Origin of the sequence: Kitasatospora sp. NPDC098663, from assembly GCF_044760075.1 — a bacterium.
In the GTDB taxonomy this organism is placed as follows: Bacteria; Actinomycetota; Actinomycetes; order Streptomycetales; family Streptomycetaceae; genus Kitasatospora.
This window is the reverse complement of record NZ_JBIWAP010000007.1, coordinates 197,008-215,452: the sequence shown is the minus strand read 5'-3', so window position 1 is coordinate 215,452 and position 18,445 is coordinate 197,008. Positions and strand designations below refer to the sequence as shown.

The window sequence follows — 18,445 nt, the reverse complement described above, 5'->3', positions numbered from 1 at the left end:
CGGTGGCCCGATGGGCAACACAACCGATGACGGGGCCGTCGACATCGTGAACGGCCTCCAGATCCGCGCGATCGCCGAGAGCGAGGTGGCCGCGTGGGACCGGGCGCTCGCTCTGGGCTTCCTGCGCTCGCACGCGGAGAGCACGGCCGACTTCTGCCGCCTGCTGTGGGAGCCGGGCCGGATGCTGGCCGGCTTCGACGGCGACCGCTGCATCGCCACCTTCCGCAGCTTCGACGTCGAGCTGACCGTCCCGGGCGGGGCCACCGTCCAGGCCGACGCCGTCACCGGCGTGACGGTCAGCGCCACCCACCGCCGCCGCGGCCTGCTCGGTACGTTGATGCGCCGCGACCTCGCGGCCGCCGCCGAGCGGGGTTCGGCGGTCGCCATCCTGATCGCCGCCGAGTACAACATCTACGGCCGCTACGGCTTCGGCCCGGCCACCCGCGGCCACGGCTGGAACATCGACCTGCACCGCACCCGCGGCCTGCGCGACGGCCTGCCCACCGTGCCCGGCGGGCGGATCGACTTCGTGACCATGGCGCAGGCCCGCGAGCTGGGCCCCGACCTGCACGAGCGCTGGCGGCGCACCCAGCCGGGCGCGATCGCCCGCGACGAGCTGTGGTGGAAGCGGAACACCGGCGAACTCAAGGTGCCGGGGAAGGAGTTCAAGGAGCCGTTCGCGGCCGTCCACCGGGACGCCGACGGTACGGTCACCGGCCTGGTGGCCTACCGGGTCGACGACACCTGGGACGGCAGCTACCCGAACTGCACCCTGACCGTGGCCGACTTCCTCGCCCTCGACCGGGCGACCGCCGCCGAGCTGTGGCGCTTCGTCCTCTCCGTCGACTGGGTGCGCAAGGTCGTCGCGGAGAACATCGGCCCGGACGACCCGCTGCCGCTGCTGCTCCAGGACCCGCGCGCCGCCACCCCGTACGTGGACAACGCCGACTTCACCTGGCTACGGGTGCTGGACGTGGCGGCCGCGTTCGACGCCCGGACGTACGGCGCGCCCGGCCGGGTCGTCCTGGAGGTCGAGGACCGGCTCGGCTACGCCTCCGGTCGCTGGGCGATCGAGGTCGCCGCGGACGGCACCGGCCGCTGCACCCGGACCACGGACGACGCCGACCTCGCCCTGGACGCCTCCGAGCTGGCATCGCTCTACCTGGGCGGCGAGACAGCGCCCCGGCTGCTCGCGGCCGGCCTGCTCACCGAACTGCGCCCCGGCGCGGCGGCCGCCGCCGACCTGCTGCTGCGCACGCCGCTGCAGCCCTGGAACCCGGACGGCTTCTGAGCGGCCGTCACGCCGGGGGCCGGACCGCACCACTGCGGTCCGGCCCCCGGCGCGTCCGAGCTTTCCTCGGGAGAGCTACTCGGGCTACTTGACGGCGGTCTTCCCGATGGTGGGCAGGATGAAGTCCTGAATGAGGCCCTTGGCATCGCGGACGATCGGTCGGAATACCCGATAACGCGAGAGGTTGATCACCCGGGCCGCCATGGGGGTGGACCGGCGGACGAATTCCCGCGTCCGCTCGGTGTCCTCGGTCCGGTCGAAGACCCAGTAGAGCACCACGACCATCAGGTGCAGCCAGAGCACGTCGGGCAGCAGCTCGCCCAGCTCGGCGTCCAGCTTGGGTGCCAGCTCCGAGCCCTGCAACACGTCGCGGAACAGTTCCACGGCGGTCGCTCGCGCCGGGTGGGACTCGTTGGAGAACGGGCTCAACGAGCTGGTGGGGTCGGCGGCCGTGCGGAAGAACTGCGCGGCGAACTCGTGGTACGGCGCGGCCGTGTCGAGCCAGGAGGTCAGCGCGATTTCCAGGCGCTCGGCGAAATTGCGCGTATTGGCCATGCGATTCCTGGCATCCGCCGCATGGTCGTACGTCATCCGGTCGTAGAACCCCTGAATCAGGAATTCCTTCGCCGAAAAGTAGTAGTAAGCATTGCCGACCGAGACGCCCGCCTCGGTGGCGATCGCGCGCATGGTGGTCTTCTCGTAGCCGCGCTCCTGGAAGAGCCGCATCGCGGTCTCCAGGATCAGTGCCCGGGTCTGCTCGCTCTTGTCGGTCTTCGGCTGCGCCCGGCCGCCGGGCATGGGCCCGCTGTCGGTGCCGGGTGCGGTCGCGGGGTCGGCCGCAGGTTCGGTCGGGGCGTCGGCCGGGGTCGCGGCCGCACCGCTCGTGCCGTCCGTTCGGTTCGTCGCTGCCAGGTCGTCCACGAGCACGAGCCTAACCGGAGACGAAGCTCCGACCCGTGTCGGTGGACGCGGCACCGGGCATCCCCTCCGCGCTCGGTGCCACATCCACCACCCCCACCATTTCGAACGCGTTCAAAATGATGTGAGCACTGTAGAGGCTTCGCTTGAACATGTTCAACTCCAATCTGTGGGAGGCTCGTCACATGATCAGTCCCGTGCAGACCACCATCCGGCGCGGCGCAGCGCAGGACGCCGCGGCCGTCGCCGACCTGCACGCCCACAGCTGGAGCACCGCCTACCGCGGGATCGTCCCCGCGGACGCACTCGGCGACGGGCTGCCCGCCCAGCGGCGCGAGCTGTGGGAGCTGCGGCTGACCGTCGACTACGGCGATCCGGCCGCCGAGCCCGAACTGCTGATCGCCGAACAGGCCGGGGAGACGGTCGGGTTCATCTACCTCGTCCCGCAGCCGGACGGCCGGGTACTGGTCGACAACCTGCACGTCCGCCCCGGGCGGACCGGTGGCGGCATCGGCCGCGCGCTGTTCGCCGCAGCCCGCGCCCACGTCGCCGAACGGCACCCCGGGGCCGAGCTGTACCTGGAGGTGCTGCGCGACAACCTCCGCGCGATCGCCTTCTACGAGCGCGAGGGCGGCGTGCGGACGCGGGTGCAGGAGGGCGTGTTCCCGGGCGGGTACGTGCTGCCCGAGTGCGTGTACAGCTGGCCCGCCCAGAGCCTCGCGGCGCGGGCGGTGCCGGCTCAGCCGACGTCGTAGACCGTCACCGGCACCCCCCGCTCCACCAGCCGCGCGGACACCAGCGGTTCGACCCGCTCCCAGCGCCCGCCGGCCAGCCCGCAGCCGATCCGCGGCATGTGGGCGGAGGCGCCGAGCTCCCGCGCGTGGTCGCCCAGCGCGGCCAGCGCGGTGTCGATCGCCTCGTACCGGACCGGTACCCCGGTGGAGCGCCCCGTCCGGATGCCGCGCTGGCCGACCAGGTTGGCCACCCAGACGTACGGCTCGACCTGCACCAGCTGTACGGCGCCGAGCCCGAAGTCGTTCCCCGCCCGCTCCCGCTCCCGGTGCCAGCGCCGGAACGCGGCCTCGGGCTCGGGCCAGCGTCTGGACAGCGCGAGCACGAAGCCCTTGCCCCAGCCGCCGAGGTCGTTGCAGACGTGCGCGATCACCTTCACGCCCTTGCCCTGCGGCGCGGTGGCATCGCCTCGGACATAGGTGATTTCCGCCATGCCCCGAACGCTAGACCGAGGTACTGACAGTTCGCTCGGCGTTATCCGCGGGGGCCCCGGCGGAGGGTGCCGTCCCGACCCCGTCGGCGCGCAGGTGCCGCCGCCCGGCCAGGGCGATCAGCAGGGCGAGCGCGGCGGCGCAGGCCGGCAGCGCGTAGCCGGTGCCGGGGGCGGCGTGCTCGGCGACCGCGCCGGCGAGCGCCGCGCCGCCCGAGATGCCGACCACGATGCCGGACACCGCGACCGCCATCCCCTCGTTGAACTGCCGCCCCGGCAGCAGTTCCTGGACCAGCGTCATCCCGGTCACCATGGTCGGCGCGGTGGCCGTGCCGGCCGCGAACAGCGCGACCCCGAGCAGGCCGAGCCCGGCCCCGCCCAGTCCGGCGGCGAGCGGCAGCAGTAGTACCCCGGCCATCGCCGCGGCCCCGGACAGGAAGCGCACCCCGGTCGACCGACGTGGCGTCAGCAGCCCGAACAGCAGCCCGGCCAGGCAGGATCCGCCCGCGACCAGGGCCAGCAGCGCGCCCGCCGCCGCCTTGTGCCCGAGCGCGTCGGCGTACGCCACGGTGGTGATCTCGGTCGAGCCGAAGACGACGCCGGTGGCGAGGAAGGCGAGCAGCAGCACCCGCAGCCCGGGCACCCGCAGTGGCGAGCCGTGGCGGTCGCCCTCCGAGCGGGCGGGCAACGGCGGTTCGGTGCGTCGCTGGGCCGCGAACAGCAGGGCGCCGGTGGTGCCGAGCGCCCCGGCGGCGAGCAGCCCGGCCTCCGGGGCGACCGCCGTGCAGAGCGTCATGGCGAGGACGGGCCCTGCCATGAAGCAGAGTTCGTCCAGGGACTGTTCGAGGGAGTTGGCCAGGTGCCGGGCGGCCGGGTCGGCCCGGTACAGGTGCGCCCAGCGGGCCCGGGCCATGCCGCCGAGGTTGGGCGCGGCCGCGCCGGCCGCCCAGCAGGCGTAGAGCGTCCAGCCGGGTGCGCCGAGCCGGAGGCAGAGCAGCAGGGCGACGAGCGGGGCGGCGTTGTAGAGCGCGGCCGGTACGGTCACCCGCGCCTGCCCGTACCGGTCCACCAGCCGCCCGAGCAGCGGCATCCCGATCGCGCCGGTGACCAGCCCGGCCGCCGAGACGGTGCCGGCCAGCGCGTAGGAGCCGCGCCGTTCGGCGAGCAGCACGACCAGCGAGACGCCGTTCATCGACAGCGCGAGCCGGCCGAGCAGCCCGGCGAGGGTGAAGGCGGCGGTGCCGGGGGCCGCGAACAGCCGCCGGTAGGAGGTGAGGAGGGCGCGCGAGGGCATCGGGCTCCAGGGGAGAGTGAGGGGGACGCCCAGCAGCCTCCCGTCGGTGCCCGGTGGCGGTCCAACACCTGTTCCGTCGCATTCACAGCAGGCTGTTGTTAATCTGCCGCCCATGCCCCGCGACCTGCACCCCCGTCTGCTCCGCGGCTTCGTCGCGACCGCCGAGAGCCTGCACTTCGGCCGGGCCGCCGGGCGGCTGCACATCGCCCAGCAGGCGCTCAGCCGGGACATCCGGACTCTGGAGGGACTGCTCGGCGACGCGCTGTTCACCCGTACCACCCGCAGCGTCGAACTCACCCCGGCCGGGCAGCGGTTGCTGCCCCGGGCGCGCCGGCTCCTCGCCCTGCACGACGAGATCCTGACGGGCGCCGCGGCCCGGCCGCTGCTGCTGGACCTCAACAGCGACGTCACCGGCCCGGACCTCACCGCCGACCGGGTGCTCGAACGCGCCCGCGCCGCCTGGCCGGAGGGCGAACTGCTGGCCCGCTTCCACGGCGGCCTCGCCGCGGCCGCCGCCGAACTGCTGGCCCACCGGCTGGACGTGTCCTTCGGCCGGTTCGCCGGACTGCCCGCCCCGCTGCGCGACCAACTCGCCCAGCGGCCGGTCCGGTTGGAGCGGATCTCGGTGATGATGGCGGACACCCACCCGCTGGCCGGCCGTCCGGTGCTGCGGGTCGCCGAGCTGACCGGGCACCCCGTCGACGTCTGCGCCGGGAACCCGGCCACCACCGAGTGGGCCGATCTCGGCGTCCGCCTGCTGCGCGAGCACGGCCTGACGCCGGCCGCGCCGTACGTGCCGCCGGTGGGCGTGGACGAGACGGCCCGCTACCTGGCCCGGCACGGCGATCCGATGCTGACCACCGTCGGCGGGCCGAGGATTCCGGGGGCGGTGAACGTGCCGCTGGTGGAGCCGGTGCCGCTGAGCCTGGTCAGCCTGGTGCACCGGCCCGGCGAGCGCCACCCGGGGCTGGCCGCCCTGGGCGCCGCGGCCGCCGGGCTCGGTGCGGCCGAGGGCTGGCTGCGGCGGCCGGCGGGCGGCTGGCTTCCGGGGGCGGACGCGGCGCTGCTCGGGTGACCGGGCCAGGTGCCGGGGCCGGGCGAGGGCCGGGTGCCGGGGCCGGGCGAGGGCCGGGTGCCGGGGCCGCCGGAAACCGTGGGGACGCGACAAACCGTGGGGACGCGACACCGCCCCTGCCGTCGGGGGGCCGGCAGGGGCGGTGGGTGGGCGGACCGGGCCGCGTGGCGGGTCCGGTGGCCCGGGTGGCAGTCGTGGACGGCCGGGTCAGGCCGCCTTGACGGCGGAGATGTCGAAGCTCAGCTTGACCTTCTCGCTGATCAGCACGCCGCCGGTCTCCAGGGCCGCGTTGTAGGTCAGGCCGAACTCGGTGCGGTCGAGGACGGCGCTGCCCTCGAAGCCGACCCGCTCGGCGCCGTAGGCGTCGGTGGCGCTGCCGGTGTACTCCAGGTCCAGGACCACCGGGCGGGTGGTGTCCTTGATGGTCAGCTCGCCGCTCATCCGGTACGTGTCGCCGCGCAGCCGCTCGGCCGAGGTGCTGCGGAAGCGGATCTCCGGGTAGGTGTCGGCAGCGAAGAAGTCGCCGGTGCGCAGGTGCTCGTCGCGCTGGGCCTGGTTGGTGTCGATGCTGGCGACCTTGATCACCAGGTCGGCGGAGGAGTTGCCCGGGGCGTTGCCGTCCAGGTGCAGCTTGCCGTCGTACTCGGTGAAGCGGCCCTTGACGTTCGTCACCATGGCGTGGCGCACCGAGAAGGCGACCTCGCTGTGCGTGGTGTCGATGGTCCAGTCGCCGGTCAGGTGGGCGAGGTCCGGGCCGGTCGGGGTCTCGGCGACGGCGGTGGGGGTGGCGGTCTTGGTGCGGTTGAACAGGCCCATGGCTCCTCCTCGGGTCCGAAGCCATTTGTTTAGGCTTCAACTTGTTGGCTTCAGCGTAGGCCGCTTTCGTTCAAATTTCAACCACAGTCCTCGGCGTTTCGCGAAAGACTTGGCGGAGCGGCACTGTCGGACCGCCCGGTTAGGCTGCGAAGGACGGTTCCGCCGACCGGAAGGCCTCCCGCATGTTCGTCCTGCACGCGCTCTGGCGGGCGGGCGGACGGCTGGCCCTGTGGGCCGAGGACGCCCGCGCCCATCCGGGCACCGCCGCGCCCCGCCCCGGCCGGGCGGCCCCGCGCGCCCACCCCTACGCCTGCCCGGCCGGCGAACTCGCCGCCGTCCTCGGCGGCATCGGGCCCGGCCTCGGCTGGCTCGCCGGCCAGGCCCCCGAGCGCTGGGCCACCCTGCTGCTGCCCACCACCGGCGCCCTGCCCGCGCCCTCGCCCGACCTGCCGGTCACCCCGGTCCGGGGCGCGGCGGTCCTGGCGCCCTGGCGCGTCCCCGCGCTGCTCTTCGACACCGGGGCGGCCGCCCAACTGCTCGGCGAGGTCTTCGACCCGCACTGGGCCGTCACCAGCACCGATCTGCCCGGCACCGGGCGCGTCGAGGTCGTCCAGGGCCCCTCGCTGCGCTGGCTGACCGGCGTGCACGACCTCGCCTGGCGAACGGTCGGCCGGGGCCGGGTGCTGCCGCTGCCCGTCCTGGCGGACGCCCGCCCGCAGGCCCGCTGGCGGCCCGACCCCACCCCGGCGGGCCGCCGGGAGGCCGCCGCACTGGCGGACGGCTGCCCGCCCGTCCTGCTGGGGGAGTGGCCGGGCGGCGGCGCCGGCACCGGCGAGGCCCTGCTGGACGCCGCGCTGGGCGCGCTGGTGGACGCCGAGGCCCGGGCCGCCCTGGCCGGCACGCCCCCGTTGGGCCCGGGCGGCGCCCGGACCGGCGACGCCCGAACCGGTGGCGCGCCGGCCGACACCACGCCGGCCGACACCACGCCGGCCCCCACCACGACGGCCGCCGCGGTGGGGGCCGCCGCCGAACGCTGGCTGCACGCCCTGACCACCCCGGACGGCGGCCTCACGGACGTCCGGTCCGAGGGCTTCGCCGAACTGCGCCGCCGACTCGCCGCCTGGTACGCCGCCGCCGAGCCCACCGCGCCCGCGCTCCGGCTCTGCTTCCGCCTGCTGGAGCCGCTCGGGCCCGACCCGGACGACCCCGAGGGCCGCCCCTCCGACGACGCCTGGCAGCTGGAGTTCCTGCTCCAGGCCGTCGACGAGCCCTCCCTGCTGGTCCGCGCCGCCGACCTGTACGAAGGCGGCGCCGCCCACGCCGCGCTGGCCCGCAAGGCGCCGGACCCGGCCGACGTCCTGGTCACCGAGCTCGCCCGCGCCGCCCACCGCTGGCCGGCCCTGGACGGTCTGCGGCACCGCTCCCGCCCGGCCGCCCTGCCGCTCGACCGGGCCGGCGCGCTGGACTTCCTGCGTACCGCCGCGCCCGCCCTCGCCGAGGGCGGCTTCGGTGTGCTGCTGCCCGCCTGGTGGCGCCGCCGGCCCCGGCTCGGGCTCGCCCTGCGGGCCACCACCCCGCCCGCGCCGGGTTCGCTCGCCGTCGCCTCCCAGGTGGACCGGGACGCCGTGGTCGCCTTCCGCTGGCAGGCCGCGCTCGGCCCGGAGGGGGCGCCGCTCACCGAGCAGGAACTGGCCGAACTCGCCGCCGCCAAACAGGGGTTGGTCCGGGTCCGCGGCACCTGGCTGGAGGCCGACCCGGAGCAGATCGCCGCCGCGCTCGCCTTCCTCGCCGACCGGCGCGACGGCGTACTGGCCACCGCCGACCTGCTGCGGCTGGCCCTCGACCCGGAGGCGACCGTCGCCGGGCTGCCCGTCACCGCCGTCCGCGCGGACGGCCCGCTCGGCGACCTGCTCGCCGGGCGCGCCGCCCCGGCCCCCGCCCCCGCGCTGCCGCCCGACTTCCGGGCCACCCTGCGCCCCTACCAGGAGCGCGGCCTGGCCTGGCTGCGGGCGATGGCCGGGCTCGGCCTCGGGGCCGTGCTGGCCGACGACATGGGCCTCGGCAAGACCGTCCAGACGCTCGCCCTGCTGGCCGCCGAGCAGGCCGAGGGGGCGGCCGGCCCCACCCTGCTGGTCTGCCCGATGTCCCTGGTCGGCAACTGGCAGCGTGAGGCCGAGCGCTTCGCCCCCGCGCTGCGGCGCCACGTCCACCACGGCTCCGGCCGCCTCGGCGCCGACCGACTCGCCGACGCCGTCAAGGGTGTGGACCTCGTCATCACCACCTACGGGCTGGTCCAGCGCGACCTCGCCGCGCTGCGGGCGATCCGCTGGCGCCGGGTGGTCGCCGACGAGGCGCAGTACGTCAAGAACGCCGGCACCGCCCAGTCCCGGGCCGTCCGCGCGCTGCCCGTCACCCGCCACCGGATCGCCCTGACCGGCACCCCGGTGGAGAACCGGCTCGCCGAACTGCACGCCGTCCTGGACTTCGCCAACCCCGGGCTGCTCGGCCCGGCCGAGCGCTTCAAGGAGCGCTACGCGATCCCGGTCGAACTGCACCGCAGCCCCGAGCGCACCGCCGAACTCCAGCGCCGTACCGCCCCGTTCGTGCTGCGCCGGCTCAAGTCCGACCCGGCGGTGGCCGCCGAGCTGCCGGCCAAGCAGGAGATGACCGTCTGGTGCAGCCTCACCGCCGAGCAGGCGGGCCTCTACCAGGCCGTGGTGGCCGACCTGCTGCAGCGGGTCGAGGGGATCCGGGGCGTGGAGCGGCGCGGTACCGTGCTGGCCGCGATCGGCAAGCTCAAGCAGGTGTGCAACCACCCGGCCCAACTGCTGCACGACGGCTCGGCGTTGGGTGAGCGATCGGGCAAGGTGGCCCGGCTGGCGGAGCTGCTGGAGGAGGCACTGGCCGAGGGCGACCGGACGCTGGTCTTCACCCAGTACGCCGAGTTCGGCACGATGCTGCGCCCGTACCTGGCCCGCCGGCTCGGCGAGGAGGTGCTCTACCTGCACGGCGGCGTCCCCCGGGCCCGCCGCGAGGAGATGGTCGAGCGCTTCCAGTCCCCGGACGGGCCGCGGGTGTTCCTGCTCTCGCTGCGGGCCGGCGGCACCGGTCTCAACCTGACCGCCGCCAATCAGGTGATCCACCTGGACCGCTGGTGGAACCCGGCGGTCGAGGAGCAGGCTACGGACCGCGCGTTCCGGATCGGCCAGCGCCGGGACGTCCAGGTCCGCCGGCTGGTCTGCGTCGGCACCGTCGAGGAGCGGATCGACGAACTCCTCGCCGCCAAGCGCTCGTTGGCCGCGGCGGTGGTGGGGGAGGGGGAGCGCTGGCTCACCGATCTGCCGGTCGAGGCGCTGCGCGAACTGGTCGCGCTCACCCGTGAGGACGCCGTCGCCGAGGAGGACGCATGACACCCGACCACTCCGCCCCCGCCCCACCCGGGAACGCCCCCGCCGTAGACGCCGAACCCGGGAACACCCCCGCCGGGAACGCCCGCGCCGTGAACGTCGCCGCCTACTGGGGCGGCGGCTTCACCCTGCGCCCGGCCCCGCCCGGGCCCGAGGAGGAGCCCGACGAGCCCTCGCTGCGCCGTCTCGGCCGCTCCGGCGTCACCGTGCGCGGCCGCGACCTCGCCACCCTGCTCGCCCCCGCGTACGAGGCGTTCCGCGGCTGACGAGGCCTCGGCCCGCCGCCGCCCGTGCGGTAGCGTCGGAGCGGTGACCGACACCCTCACCGACCCCGCCCTCGACGACTTCGAGCGGCACCGCCGGATGATCTTCGGTATCGCCTACCGGATGCTCGGCAGCGTCGCCGACGCCGAGGACCTCGTCCAGGACACCTGGCTGCGCTGGAGCGGGGTCACCGGCCCGGTCGCCAACCCGGGCGGCTACCTGGCCCGGACGGTCACCAACCTCGCGCTCAACCGGCTCGACTCGGCCGCCGTCCGCCGCGAGGCCTACGTCGGCCCCTGGCTGCCCGAGCCGCTGGTCGCCGAGCCGGACGCGACCGCCGACGTCGAGCGCGCCGAGACGGTCTCGTTCGCCCTGCTGGTGGTGCTGGAGAGCCTGTCCCCGCTGGAGCGGGCCGTCTTCGTCCTCAACGAGGCCTTCGGCTTCTCCTACCGGGAGATCGCCGAGGCGCTGGAGCGCACCGAGGCCGCCTGCCGACAGGTCGGCAGCCGGGCCAAGGCGCACGTCCGGGCCCGCCGGCCGCGCTACGACGCCCCGCCGGAGCTGCGCCGCCGCGCCACCGACGAGTTCCTCGCGGCCTGCGTCGGCGGCGACCTCAACCGGATGCTGGACCTGCTCGCCCCCGACGTCACCTCCTGGACCGACGGCGGCGGCGTGGTCCGCGCCGCGCTGCGCCCGGTCACCGGCGCCGACAACGTCGCCCGCTTCCTGCTCGGGGTGCTCGGCCAGTTGGGCGAGGGCGCCGAGCTCCGGCCGGTCCTGGTCAACGGCCAGCCGGGGCTGCTGGTCACCCAGGACGGCGCGATCGACGCCGTCTCGGTGTTCGACTTCGTCGAGGGGGCCGACGGCCGGCCCCGGATCGCCGAGCTGCGCATCGTCCGCAACCCGTCGAAGCTCGCCCACCTCGCCGGCCGGGCTTGACCCTCGACCTGGTCGAGCCCGCAGAGTCACCGGCATGGAGAGCGAGCTGCACAGCATCGGCGAGCTGGCCCGCGCCAGCGGCCTGGGCGTCGGCACCCTGCGCTACTACGACGGCGCCGAGGTGCTCACCCCCGCCTGGGTCGACCCGCAGACGGGCTACCGCTGGTACCGGCCCGGGCAACTCGCCGACGCCCGCCTGCTGGCCCGGCTGCGCCGGGTCGGTCTGCCGCTGGCCGGCATCCGCGCCGTGCTCGGCGCGGCGCCCGGCTCCGGCGCGGCCGCGCGGGTGCTCGACGCGCACCTGCGCCGGCTGGAGGACGGTCTCGCCGACGCCCGCCGCGAGCTCTCCCTGATCCGCGTGACGATCGACCAGAGGGAGCAACCGATGACCACCACCCCCGCCGAAGTCCGCTTCACCGTCCCCGCCGGGGAGCTGGCCGCCGCACTGGACGCGGTCCGCTTCGCCGTCGGCGGCGACCCCGAAACGCCGGCGCTCGCCGGAGTGCTGTTCGAACCGGACGGCCCGGTGCTGCGCCTGGTCGCCACCGACCGCTACCGGATGGCGCTCGCCGAGGTGCCCGCCACCACGGCACCCGACCGGTCGGACGGCGGCACGATCGTCCCCACCGCCCTGGTCGACGCCCTGCGCGCGCTGCTCGGCGCGGTCGCGGGCGCGGCCGAGGTCGCGGTGACCCTCGGCGGCGGCCTGGTCCGGGCCGAGACCGGCGGCCACCGGATCGAGGGCGCGGCCCTGGACTTCGACTACCCCGACCACCGGGTGCTGACCCGGCTCGAACCGGAGCACCGGATCGACCTGTCCGCCGCCGAACTGCGCGGCGCCGTCGAGACCGGCGCCACCCGCACCCTGCCCTCCGGCCCGAACGGCGCGGACTGCGCGGTCACCGTCCTCACCCTCACGGCGGACGGCCGCCTGGCGGTGGCCGGTGCCGAGCCCGGCCCCGAATCCGCGTCCGGAGACCTGAGGGTGGCGGTCAACCGCGACTTCCTGCTGGACGCCCTGCGGGTCGGCCGCCCCGAGCAGCTGGTGCTCGAACTCGGCGGCCCGATCGCCCCCTTGGCGATCCGCACGCCGGGCCGGGAGGGCACTTTCTCGCTCCTGATGCCGGTCCGCGTCCCCGACCTCGGCTGAGCCCGCCCGCCGTTTGCTGTTGTTAGCATCCTGCTTGCATCTGCAAGCAGGATGTTGCAGTCTGCTGGTATGGCCTCACTGAACGTCGGCTCGCTGGGCGAGTACATCCGCGAGCAGCGCCGGAACGCGCAGTACTCACTGCGCCAGCTGGCGGAGGCCGCAGGCGTGTCGAACCCGTACCTCAGCCAGATCGAGCGCGGGTTGCGCAAGCCGAGCGCGGAGATCCTGCAGCAGATCGCGAAGGCGCTGCGGATCTCGGCGGAGACGCTGTACGTCCAGGCCGGGATCCTGGAGGAGCGGCGAGGTGAGGGCCTGGAGCTGCGGGCCTCGATCCTGGCCGATCCGCTGATCAACGAGCAGCAGAAGCAGGCGTTGCTCGCGGTCTACGACGCCTTCCTGAAGGAGAACGCCGTCCAGCGGGGCGCGGTGGCCGAGCGGTCGCCCGCGGCCGGCACCGGCGTTCCACCAGCCTCCGGCCCGACGACCGACGGCTCAGCCACCCAGAACACCCACCGGGAGGACCGGTAAGCATGCCGATCACCGACGAGATCAAGAAGACCCTCAGCGACCCGACCCCGCTGTACGCCATCGCCGGCGCCGGGGATCTCGCGTACGAGAAGCTGCGCGAGGTGCCGGGCCGGGTGGAGGCGCTCACCGCGGACCGCAAGGGCGCGCAGGAGAAGGCCACCGCCCGGTTCCAGGAGGCGCAGACGAAGCTGGCCGAGGCGCAGGCCAAGGTCACCGAGACCGTCACGACGCTCCCCGTCGACCTGCGGACCTTGCAGGAGCGGGCGCAGGGCTTCGCCCTCCAGCAGGTCGGCCGCGCGGTCGAGCTGGCGGTGAAGGCCAAGGAGACGTACGACGAGCTGGCCGAGCGCGGCAAGGTCGTGGTGGACCGGGCCCGCCCGGGCGCGCCCGCCGAGCCGGGGCGGCCGGCCGGGGAACCGGAGCCCGCCTGGGCGTCCGAGCCGGTCGAGGCCGAGCTGGTCGAGGACGACACCGACACCCCGGCCACCGACACCCCGGCCACCGACACCCCGGCCACCGACACCCCGGCCACCGACACCCGGCCCGCTCCGAAGAAGGCCGCCCGCACCCGGAAGGCCGCCGACCGCACGGAGTGAGGGAAGGGCCGCCGGACGGGGCACATCCGGTGACCGCAGGACGTTGACAGGAGAGCGGACGGTCGACCGTGCCAGGATGGGCGGTGGCCGGAGCGCCGGAGGCGAGAGACAGAGGAGAGCGCGATGGGCGGAGTGGCCCAGATTCTGGACTTGGCCTACCTGAACCCGATCTGGTGGCTGTCCGTCGCCATCCTGGGCTTCAAGCTGTTCGCCCTGGGCGACGCGATCACCCGCCGTGAGGACGCCTACCGGGCGGCGGACAAGAAGACCAAGCCGTTCTGGCTGGCGATCCTGGCGATCGCCTTCGGCTGGGACCTGCTGTTCGGGGTGAACTTCTTCACCGGCATCGGGACGCTCGCCGGGCTGGTCGCGTCGATCGTCTACATGGTGGACGTGCGCCCGGCGATCCGGGAGCTGACCGGTGGTGGCGGCCGTGGCGGCCGCAGCAACACCGGTCCGTACGGCCCCTGGTAGGCCGAGCGATCGGGCGACGATCAGGCGACGGCGAGGCCCGGGCGGGTGAACTCCCCGCCCGGGCCTCGCCGTTGCCTGCCCGGCAGGCTCAGCCGAGAATCAGCTGCACCGGGTTGCGTTCCAGCAGCAGCACCGCGACGTCGTCCGTCAGCGCGCCGCCGTTCAGCTCCTCGACCTCGGCGATGGCGCTGTCGACGAGCCGGCCCCGGGTGAGCCCGGCGGACTGGTGGTCGCCGATGAGCTCGGCCAGCCCGTCCTGGCCGAGGCGGCGGGAGCCGGCCCCGACCCGGCCCTCGATCAGCCCGTCGGTGTAGAGCAACAACCGCCAGCCGGGCTGGAGTTCGAGCTGGTGGGCGGGCCACGCGGCCTGCCCGTCGTGGCACGGCAGCAGGCCGAGCGCCGGACCGGCGAGGTCGGCGGGCAGGGTGACCGGCTGGTGGTCGCGGCCGAGCAGCAGCGGCGCCGGGTGCCCGGCGAGGTACAGCCGGGCGGGCTCGCCGGCGCCGAGCGAGTCGAGGCCGCCGCTGGCGCCGTCCGGCTCGATGACGAGCATGCAGAGCGTCGCGAAGATCTCGTCGCTGCGCCGCTCGTGTTCCAGCACGTGCTGGAGGGTGGTCAGCAGGGCCTCGCCGGTGAGGCCCGCGAAGACGAGGGTGCGCCACGCTATCCGGAGGGCGACGCCGAGCGCGGCCTCGTCCGGGCCGTGGCCGCAGACGTCGCCGATCACGACGTGGACGGTGCCGTCGTCGGTGCGGACGGCGTCGTAGAAGTCGCCGCCGAGCAGGGCGCGGCGGCGGCCCGGGCGGTAGCGCCGGGTGAAGGAGAGGCCCGCGCCGTCGAGCAGCGGGGTGGGCAGCAGGTGGCGTTGGAGGCGGGCGTTCTCCTGGCCGCGCAGTTCGGCCTCGACGAGGCGGCGCTGCGACTCGTCGGCGCGCTTGCGCTCGACGGCGTAGCGCAGGGCGCGGCCCAGCAGCGGGCCGTCCGTCGCGTGCTTGATCAGGAAGTCCTGGGCGCCCGCGGCGACGGCGGCCGCGCCCAGTTCGGCGCCGGCCGCGTCGGTGAGCACCACGACCGCGGTGTGCGGGGCACGGCGGAGCAGTTCGTGCAGGCCCTCGAGGCCGTCGGAGTCGTCGGACGGGTGCGGCAGGTCGGCGGGGGCGGCGAGGTCGAGCAGCACGCAGCTGAAATCGCTGCCGCGGGAGCGCCCGCGCCGGGTGCCGGACGGGGACACGGCGAGCAGTTCGGTGGCCTGTTCCAGCCCGCGGGCCCAGTGGATCTCGATCGAGGTGCCGCTGTCGGCGACCGCCGCCTTGATCAGCTGGGCGTCGGAGGCGTCGTCCTCGATCACCAGCAGTTTGAGCGGCGCGGTGCTGCCGGCGGCGGGGGTCGTGGCGGGGGCCGGGGCGTGTCCGCTCTGGGGTCGGGGGTGCGGTATCGGGGGAGCGGCCGTCACCGGGCCGGCCGGCGTCGGGCCGGTCGGGGACGGGCGGTTGCGGGCATGGTCAACGGGGGCGCCGGCCTGGGCGCCCGACAGGCTCGTGGCACCAGGTGCCCGCCCGTCTCCCGTTGCGGGCATCGGTGGTTCCTCCCTTTCCCCGAGTGCGTAACGGTCAGCGCCCGTCCGCAGTGCCCGCCTGGCACCGTGCGCCGGGGAACTTCTCGCGACCATAACGTGATCTCCGGGGATTTCTCTGGCCGACCGGCGCTGTTGTGGTTTTTGCCACGCCGGTGGCGGTGCGGTGATCTGACTCGGACGACGGCTGGGATCCCCGCGTTGGCGGGGAAGGAAAGGGGACGGGCGAGGGTGACGCGGATCACCCTGGTCGAGGGTGACGTCGGGGGCCGCAGGTGGACGCCGTGGCGCCGGGCGGCGACGGCGCACGGGCGGGTCGTCCGGCGGCGTCCATGGTGACGTGATGGGGCGTCAACACGCCAGTGGTATTCGATAACTCGTTCGAGTGAATGCGGTGAGTCGCTCACCCGCACCGGGCCCCGGTCCGTTCCGGGCCGGCGGCCCCGGCCGCGCGACCCGCTACGGCGCGAGCGCGCTCCAGGGCACCGTGACCTCGCCCTGCCGCCACCGCCCGCGCGCGTCCACCAGCGGCCAGTCGCCCGCCAGCGCCGTGCAGGCCGCCACCCAGCGCTGCCGCGCCCCGAACGCCCCGTAGGGCGCGGCTGCCGCCCAGGCCCGGTCGAAGTCGGCCAGGAAGCCGTGCACCGGCCGACCCGGCACGTTGTGGTGGATCAGCGCCTTCGGCAGCCGTTCCGCCAGGTCGGAGGGCTGGCCGAGGCCGCCCAGCCGGGCCGCGAAGGTCACCGTCCGGGGCCCCTCCGGGCCGAGCGCGACCCAGACGTGCCGCCGCCCGATCTCGTCGCAGGTGCCCTCCACCAGCAGCCCGTCCGGGGCCAGCCGGGCGCAGAGCCGCTCCCAGACCCCGGCCACCGCCGACTCGTCGTACTGCCGCAGCACGTTGGCGGCCCGGATCAGCTGGGCCGGCGCGCCGCCGTCCAGCGGGACCTCGAAGCCGCCGCGCCGGAAGGTGAGCAGCGGCGGTTCGGCGTACGGCAGCGCGGCCGCGACCCGCTCCGGCTCGATCTCGATCCCGACCACCCGGACGTCCGGGCGCACCGTGCGCAGCCGCCCGGCCAGTTCGACGGCCGTCCACGGCGCGGCGCCGTAGCCGAGGTCGACCGCCACCGGCGGGCGTCCACCGGCGCGCAGTGTGCGGCCGAGGGTGTGGGCGATCCAGCGGTCCATCCGCCGCAGCCGATTGGTGTTGGTGGTGCCCCGGGTGACCGTCCCCACCGGCCGTCCGGTCCGCCCACGGGCGGGTGCGGTCGCGGAGTCGAAGGAGGCAGCCATGCCTGGAAGGGTAGTCGGGTCCGCGTCGGCACCGCTGTGACCTGGGACGTCACCCCGTCCGGCATCTCGTCCGCCGGACCGGGAATGCCGGACGCGGGCCGGGTGGTTGGCTGTCTGGTGGTGATGTGTGCCCGGGACGGGGCAGCGCACACCGGACAGCGGGCGGCCCGTGCGCGGGCCGCCGAGACGGGCCGCACAGAGGAGGCTTCAGCCAGGTGATCCAGCACCCCGTCCGTTCGGTACGCCGTGCCCAGCCCGCCGCGCCCGCGCGGGGCCGGCTCCAGTCGCTCGTCCCGGGCCGCCGCCGCCCGCGCCGGATAGCGATGCTGAGCGTCCACACCTCGCCGCTGCACCAGCCCGGCACGGGGGACGCCGGCGGGATGAACGTCTACATCGTCGAGCTGGCCAAGCGCCTGGCCGCGCTCAACATCGAGGTCGAGGTGTTCACCCGGGCGATCTGCTCGGACGACGCCCCCACCGTCGAGCTGGCCCCCGGCGTGCTGGTCCGGCACGTCACCGCCGGCCCGTACGAGGGCCTGCTGAAGGAGGACCTGCCCGCCCAGCTGTGCGCCTTCACCCACGGGGTGCTGCGGACGGAGGCCGGCCACCGCCCCGGCCACTACGACCTGGTGCACTCGCACTACTGGCTCTCCGGGCAGGTCGGCTGGCTGGCCGCGCAGCGCTGGGGGGTGCCGCTGGTGCACACCATGCACACCATGGCGAAGGTCAAGAACGCCGCGCTGGCCGAGGGCGACACGCCCGAGCCCGCGGCCCGGGTGATCGGCGAGACCCAGGTGGTCGAGGCGGCCGACCGGCTGATCGCCAACACGACCGAGGAGGCCGCCGAGCTGGCGCTGCACTACGCCGCCCGGCCGGACCAGCTGGCCGTCGTCCACCCCGGCGTCAACCTGGACGTCTTCCGCCCCGGCGGGGCGTCGGAGCGGGCCGCCGCCCGGGCCCGGCTGGGCCTGCCGCAGGACGCCGCGGTGCTGCTCTTCGCGGGCCGGATCCAGCCGCTGAAGGCCCCTGACGTGCTGCTGCGGGCGGTCGCCGAGCTGCTGGCGCGCCGCCCGGGGCTGCGCGAGCACCTGCTGGTGCCGGTGGTCGGCGGTCCGTCCGGCACCGGACTGGCCCGGCCGGAGAGCCTGCACAAGCTCGCCGCCCAGCTGGGTATCAGCGATGTCGTGCGGTTCCACCCGCCGGTCGGCCAGGCCGAGCTCGCGCAGTGGTACCACGCGGCGACGGCGCTGGTGATGCCCTCGTACAGCGAGTCCTTCGGGCTGGTCGCGCTGGAGGCGCAGGCCTGCGGCACCCCGGTCGTGGCGGCCTCGGTCGGCGGCCTGCCGGTCGCGGTGCGGGACGGCGAGACGGGCACGCTGGTGCACGGCCACGACCCGGCGGCCTGGGCGCACGCGCTGGAGCCGTACGTCACCGACCGGGGCCTGGTCGCCCGGCGCGGCGCGGCGGCGGCCCGGCACGCGGCCGGCTTCGGCTGGGACACCGCCGCGGCCGGCACCGCCGAGGTGTACGCCGGCAGCCTGGCCCGCCCGGCCGGTCGCCTGGCCGCCGCCCGGCGGCGGCTGGCCTGACCGCGGCCGGACTACGACC

At 75.3% G+C, this 18,445-nt stretch carries 17 protein-coding genes; 11 read left to right on the top strand and 6 right to left on the bottom strand.

Features of this window, described 5'->3' with window-relative positions; genetic code table 11:
* Positions 1-10: 10 nt before the first annotated feature.
* Entirely contained in the window at positions 11-1,291 is a 1,281-nt protein-coding gene (locus tag ACIQVZ_RS10485; protein WP_402448672.1) for a GNAT family N-acetyltransferase, read from the top strand.
* 84 nt (positions 1,292-1,375) lie between these two features.
* Here the strand turns inward: ACIQVZ_RS10485 and ACIQVZ_RS10480 are convergent, their stop codons facing one another.
* Entirely contained in the window at positions 1,376-2,212 is an 837-nt protein-coding gene (locus tag ACIQVZ_RS10480; RefSeq protein WP_402448671.1) for a TetR family transcriptional regulator, read from the bottom strand.
* A 194-nt stretch (positions 2,213-2,406) separates the two neighbouring features.
* On the opposite strand from ACIQVZ_RS10480, the gene ACIQVZ_RS10475 reads away from it, so the two are divergent.
* Positions 2,407-2,964 (top strand): GNAT family N-acetyltransferase, encoded by a 558-nt coding sequence (locus tag ACIQVZ_RS10475; RefSeq protein ID WP_402448669.1) that lies wholly within the window; start codon positions 2,407-2,409, stop codon positions 2,962-2,964.
* On the opposite strand, the gene ACIQVZ_RS10470 is transcribed toward ACIQVZ_RS10475, so the two are convergent.
* Both ACIQVZ_RS10470 and ACIQVZ_RS10465 read right to left on the bottom strand, forming a co-directional pair.
* A complete protein-coding gene (locus ACIQVZ_RS10470; RefSeq protein WP_402448666.1) occupies positions 2,949-3,434 on the bottom strand; it encodes a macro domain-containing protein in 486 nt (161 codons plus the stop codon). The two genes, ACIQVZ_RS10475 and ACIQVZ_RS10470, sit on opposite strands and share 16 nt — an antisense overlap.
* A 10-nt stretch (positions 3,435-3,444) precedes the next feature.
* Positions 3,445-4,725 (bottom strand): MFS transporter, encoded by a 1,281-nt coding sequence (locus tag ACIQVZ_RS10465; RefSeq protein ID WP_402448664.1) that lies wholly within the window; start codon positions 4,723-4,725, stop codon positions 3,445-3,447.
* Between the two features lie 112 nt (positions 4,726-4,837).
* On the opposite strand from ACIQVZ_RS10465, the gene ACIQVZ_RS10460 reads away from it, so the two are divergent.
* Positions 4,838-5,800 carry a LysR family transcriptional regulator gene (locus ACIQVZ_RS10460; protein WP_402448661.1) on the top strand — a complete coding sequence of 321 codons (963 nt, stop codon included), beginning with the start codon at positions 4,838-4,840 and terminating at the stop codon, positions 5,798-5,800.
* Between the two features lie 207 nt (positions 5,801-6,007).
* Here ACIQVZ_RS10460 and ACIQVZ_RS10455 read toward each other — a convergent pair whose 3' ends face one another.
* Positions 6,008-6,616, bottom strand: a complete 609-nt coding sequence (locus ACIQVZ_RS10455) for a YceI family protein (RefSeq protein WP_350878344.1) — start codon at positions 6,614-6,616, stop codon at positions 6,008-6,010.
* 182 nt (positions 6,617-6,798) lie between these two features.
* Between ACIQVZ_RS10455 and ACIQVZ_RS10450 the strand changes: the two genes are divergently transcribed.
* The 7 genes from ACIQVZ_RS10450 to ACIQVZ_RS10420 all read left to right on the top strand — a co-directional run bounded on the left by ACIQVZ_RS10450 (position 6,799) and on the right by ACIQVZ_RS10420 (position 13,974).
* The gene (locus ACIQVZ_RS10450; RefSeq protein WP_402448659.1) at positions 6,799-10,026 is read left to right on the top strand and encodes an SNF2-related protein; all 3,228 of its coding nucleotides are present in this window, start codon (positions 6,799-6,801) and stop codon (positions 10,024-10,026) included.
* Entirely contained in the window at positions 10,023-10,289 is a 267-nt protein-coding gene (locus ACIQVZ_RS10445) for a hypothetical protein (RefSeq protein ID WP_402448657.1), read from the top strand. The genes ACIQVZ_RS10450 and ACIQVZ_RS10445 overlap by 4 nt, the downstream gene beginning before the upstream one ends.
* A 97-nt stretch (positions 10,290-10,386) precedes the next feature.
* Positions 10,387-11,226: an RNA polymerase sigma-70 factor gene (locus ACIQVZ_RS10440; protein WP_402448758.1), complete on the top strand. Its 840-nt coding sequence runs from the start codon at positions 10,387-10,389 to the stop codon at positions 11,224-11,226.
* Positions 11,227-11,260: 34 nt separating this feature from the next.
* A complete protein-coding gene (locus tag ACIQVZ_RS10435) occupies positions 11,261-12,376 on the top strand; it encodes a MerR family transcriptional regulator (protein ID WP_402448655.1) in 1,116 nt (371 codons plus the stop codon).
* Positions 12,377-12,445: 69 nt separating this feature from the next.
* A complete protein-coding gene (locus ACIQVZ_RS10430) occupies positions 12,446-12,904 on the top strand; it encodes a helix-turn-helix transcriptional regulator (RefSeq protein ID WP_350878349.1) in 459 nt (152 codons plus the stop codon).
* 2 nt (positions 12,905-12,906) lie between these two features.
* A complete protein-coding gene (locus ACIQVZ_RS10425; protein WP_402448653.1) occupies positions 12,907-13,500 on the top strand; it encodes a hypothetical protein in 594 nt (197 codons plus the stop codon).
* Positions 13,501-13,623: 123 nt separating this feature from the next.
* Entirely contained in the window at positions 13,624-13,974 is a 351-nt protein-coding gene (locus tag ACIQVZ_RS10420) for a DUF2516 family protein (protein ID WP_350878351.1), read from the top strand.
* Positions 13,975-14,062: 88 nt separating this feature from the next.
* On the opposite strand, the gene ACIQVZ_RS10415 is transcribed toward ACIQVZ_RS10420, so the two are convergent.
* Together ACIQVZ_RS10415 and ACIQVZ_RS10410 are read right to left on the bottom strand one after the other, a co-directional pair.
* Positions 14,063-15,550: a PP2C family protein-serine/threonine phosphatase gene (locus ACIQVZ_RS10415; protein ID WP_402448650.1), complete on the bottom strand. Its 1,488-nt coding sequence runs from the start codon at positions 15,548-15,550 to the stop codon at positions 14,063-14,065.
* 456 nt (positions 15,551-16,006) lie between these two features.
* The gene (locus ACIQVZ_RS10410; protein ID WP_402448648.1) at positions 16,007-16,837 is read right to left on the bottom strand and encodes a class I SAM-dependent methyltransferase; all 831 of its coding nucleotides are present in this window, start codon (positions 16,835-16,837) and stop codon (positions 16,007-16,009) included.
* A gap of 218 nt (positions 16,838-17,055) precedes the next feature.
* Here ACIQVZ_RS10410 and mshA point away from each other — a divergent pair, with 218 nt between their 5' ends.
* On the top strand, positions 17,056-18,426 hold the full coding sequence (gene mshA, locus ACIQVZ_RS10405; protein WP_402448756.1) for a D-inositol-3-phosphate glycosyltransferase: 1,371 nt from the start codon (positions 17,056-17,058) through the stop codon (positions 18,424-18,426).
* Positions 18,427-18,445: the final 19 nt, after the last annotated feature.

Bases quoted from the DNA above. Each gene is read 5' to 3' on its own strand.
- ACIQVZ_RS10485 (WP_402448672.1), top strand. From the start codon at position 11: ATGGGCAACACAACCGATGACGGGGCCGTCGACATCGTGAACGGCCTC.
- ACIQVZ_RS10470 (WP_402448666.1), bottom strand. From the start codon at position 3,434: ATGGCGGAAATCACCTATGTCCGAGGCGATGCCACCGCGCCGCAGGGC.
- ACIQVZ_RS10465 (WP_402448664.1), bottom strand. From the start codon at position 4,725: ATGCCCTCGCGCGCCCTCCTCACCTCCTACCGGCGGCTGTTCGCGGCC.
- ACIQVZ_RS10460 (WP_402448661.1), top strand. From the start codon at position 4,838: ATGCCCCGCGACCTGCACCCCCGTCTGCTCCGCGGCTTCGTCGCGACC.
- ACIQVZ_RS10455 (WP_350878344.1), bottom strand. From the start codon at position 6,616: ATGGGCCTGTTCAACCGCACCAAGACCGCCACCCCCACCGCCGTCGCC.
- ACIQVZ_RS10450 (WP_402448659.1), top strand. From the start codon at position 6,799: ATGTTCGTCCTGCACGCGCTCTGGCGGGCGGGCGGACGGCTGGCCCTG.
- ACIQVZ_RS10445 (WP_402448657.1), top strand. From the start codon at position 10,023: ATGACACCCGACCACTCCGCCCCCGCCCCACCCGGGAACGCCCCCGCC.
- ACIQVZ_RS10440 (WP_402448758.1), top strand. From the start codon at position 10,387: ATGATCTTCGGTATCGCCTACCGGATGCTCGGCAGCGTCGCCGACGCC.
- ACIQVZ_RS10435 (WP_402448655.1), top strand. From the start codon at position 11,261: ATGGAGAGCGAGCTGCACAGCATCGGCGAGCTGGCCCGCGCCAGCGGC.
- ACIQVZ_RS10430 (WP_350878349.1), top strand. From the start codon at position 12,446: ATGGCCTCACTGAACGTCGGCTCGCTGGGCGAGTACATCCGCGAGCAG.
- ACIQVZ_RS10425 (WP_402448653.1), top strand. From the start codon at position 12,907: ATGCCGATCACCGACGAGATCAAGAAGACCCTCAGCGACCCGACCCCG.
- ACIQVZ_RS10420 (WP_350878351.1), top strand. From the start codon at position 13,624: ATGGGCGGAGTGGCCCAGATTCTGGACTTGGCCTACCTGAACCCGATC.
- ACIQVZ_RS10415 (WP_402448650.1), bottom strand. From the start codon at position 15,550: ATGCCCGCAACGGGAGACGGGCGGGCACCTGGTGCCACGAGCCTGTCG.
- ACIQVZ_RS10410 (WP_402448648.1), bottom strand. From the start codon at position 16,837: ATGGCTGCCTCCTTCGACTCCGCGACCGCACCCGCCCGTGGGCGGACC.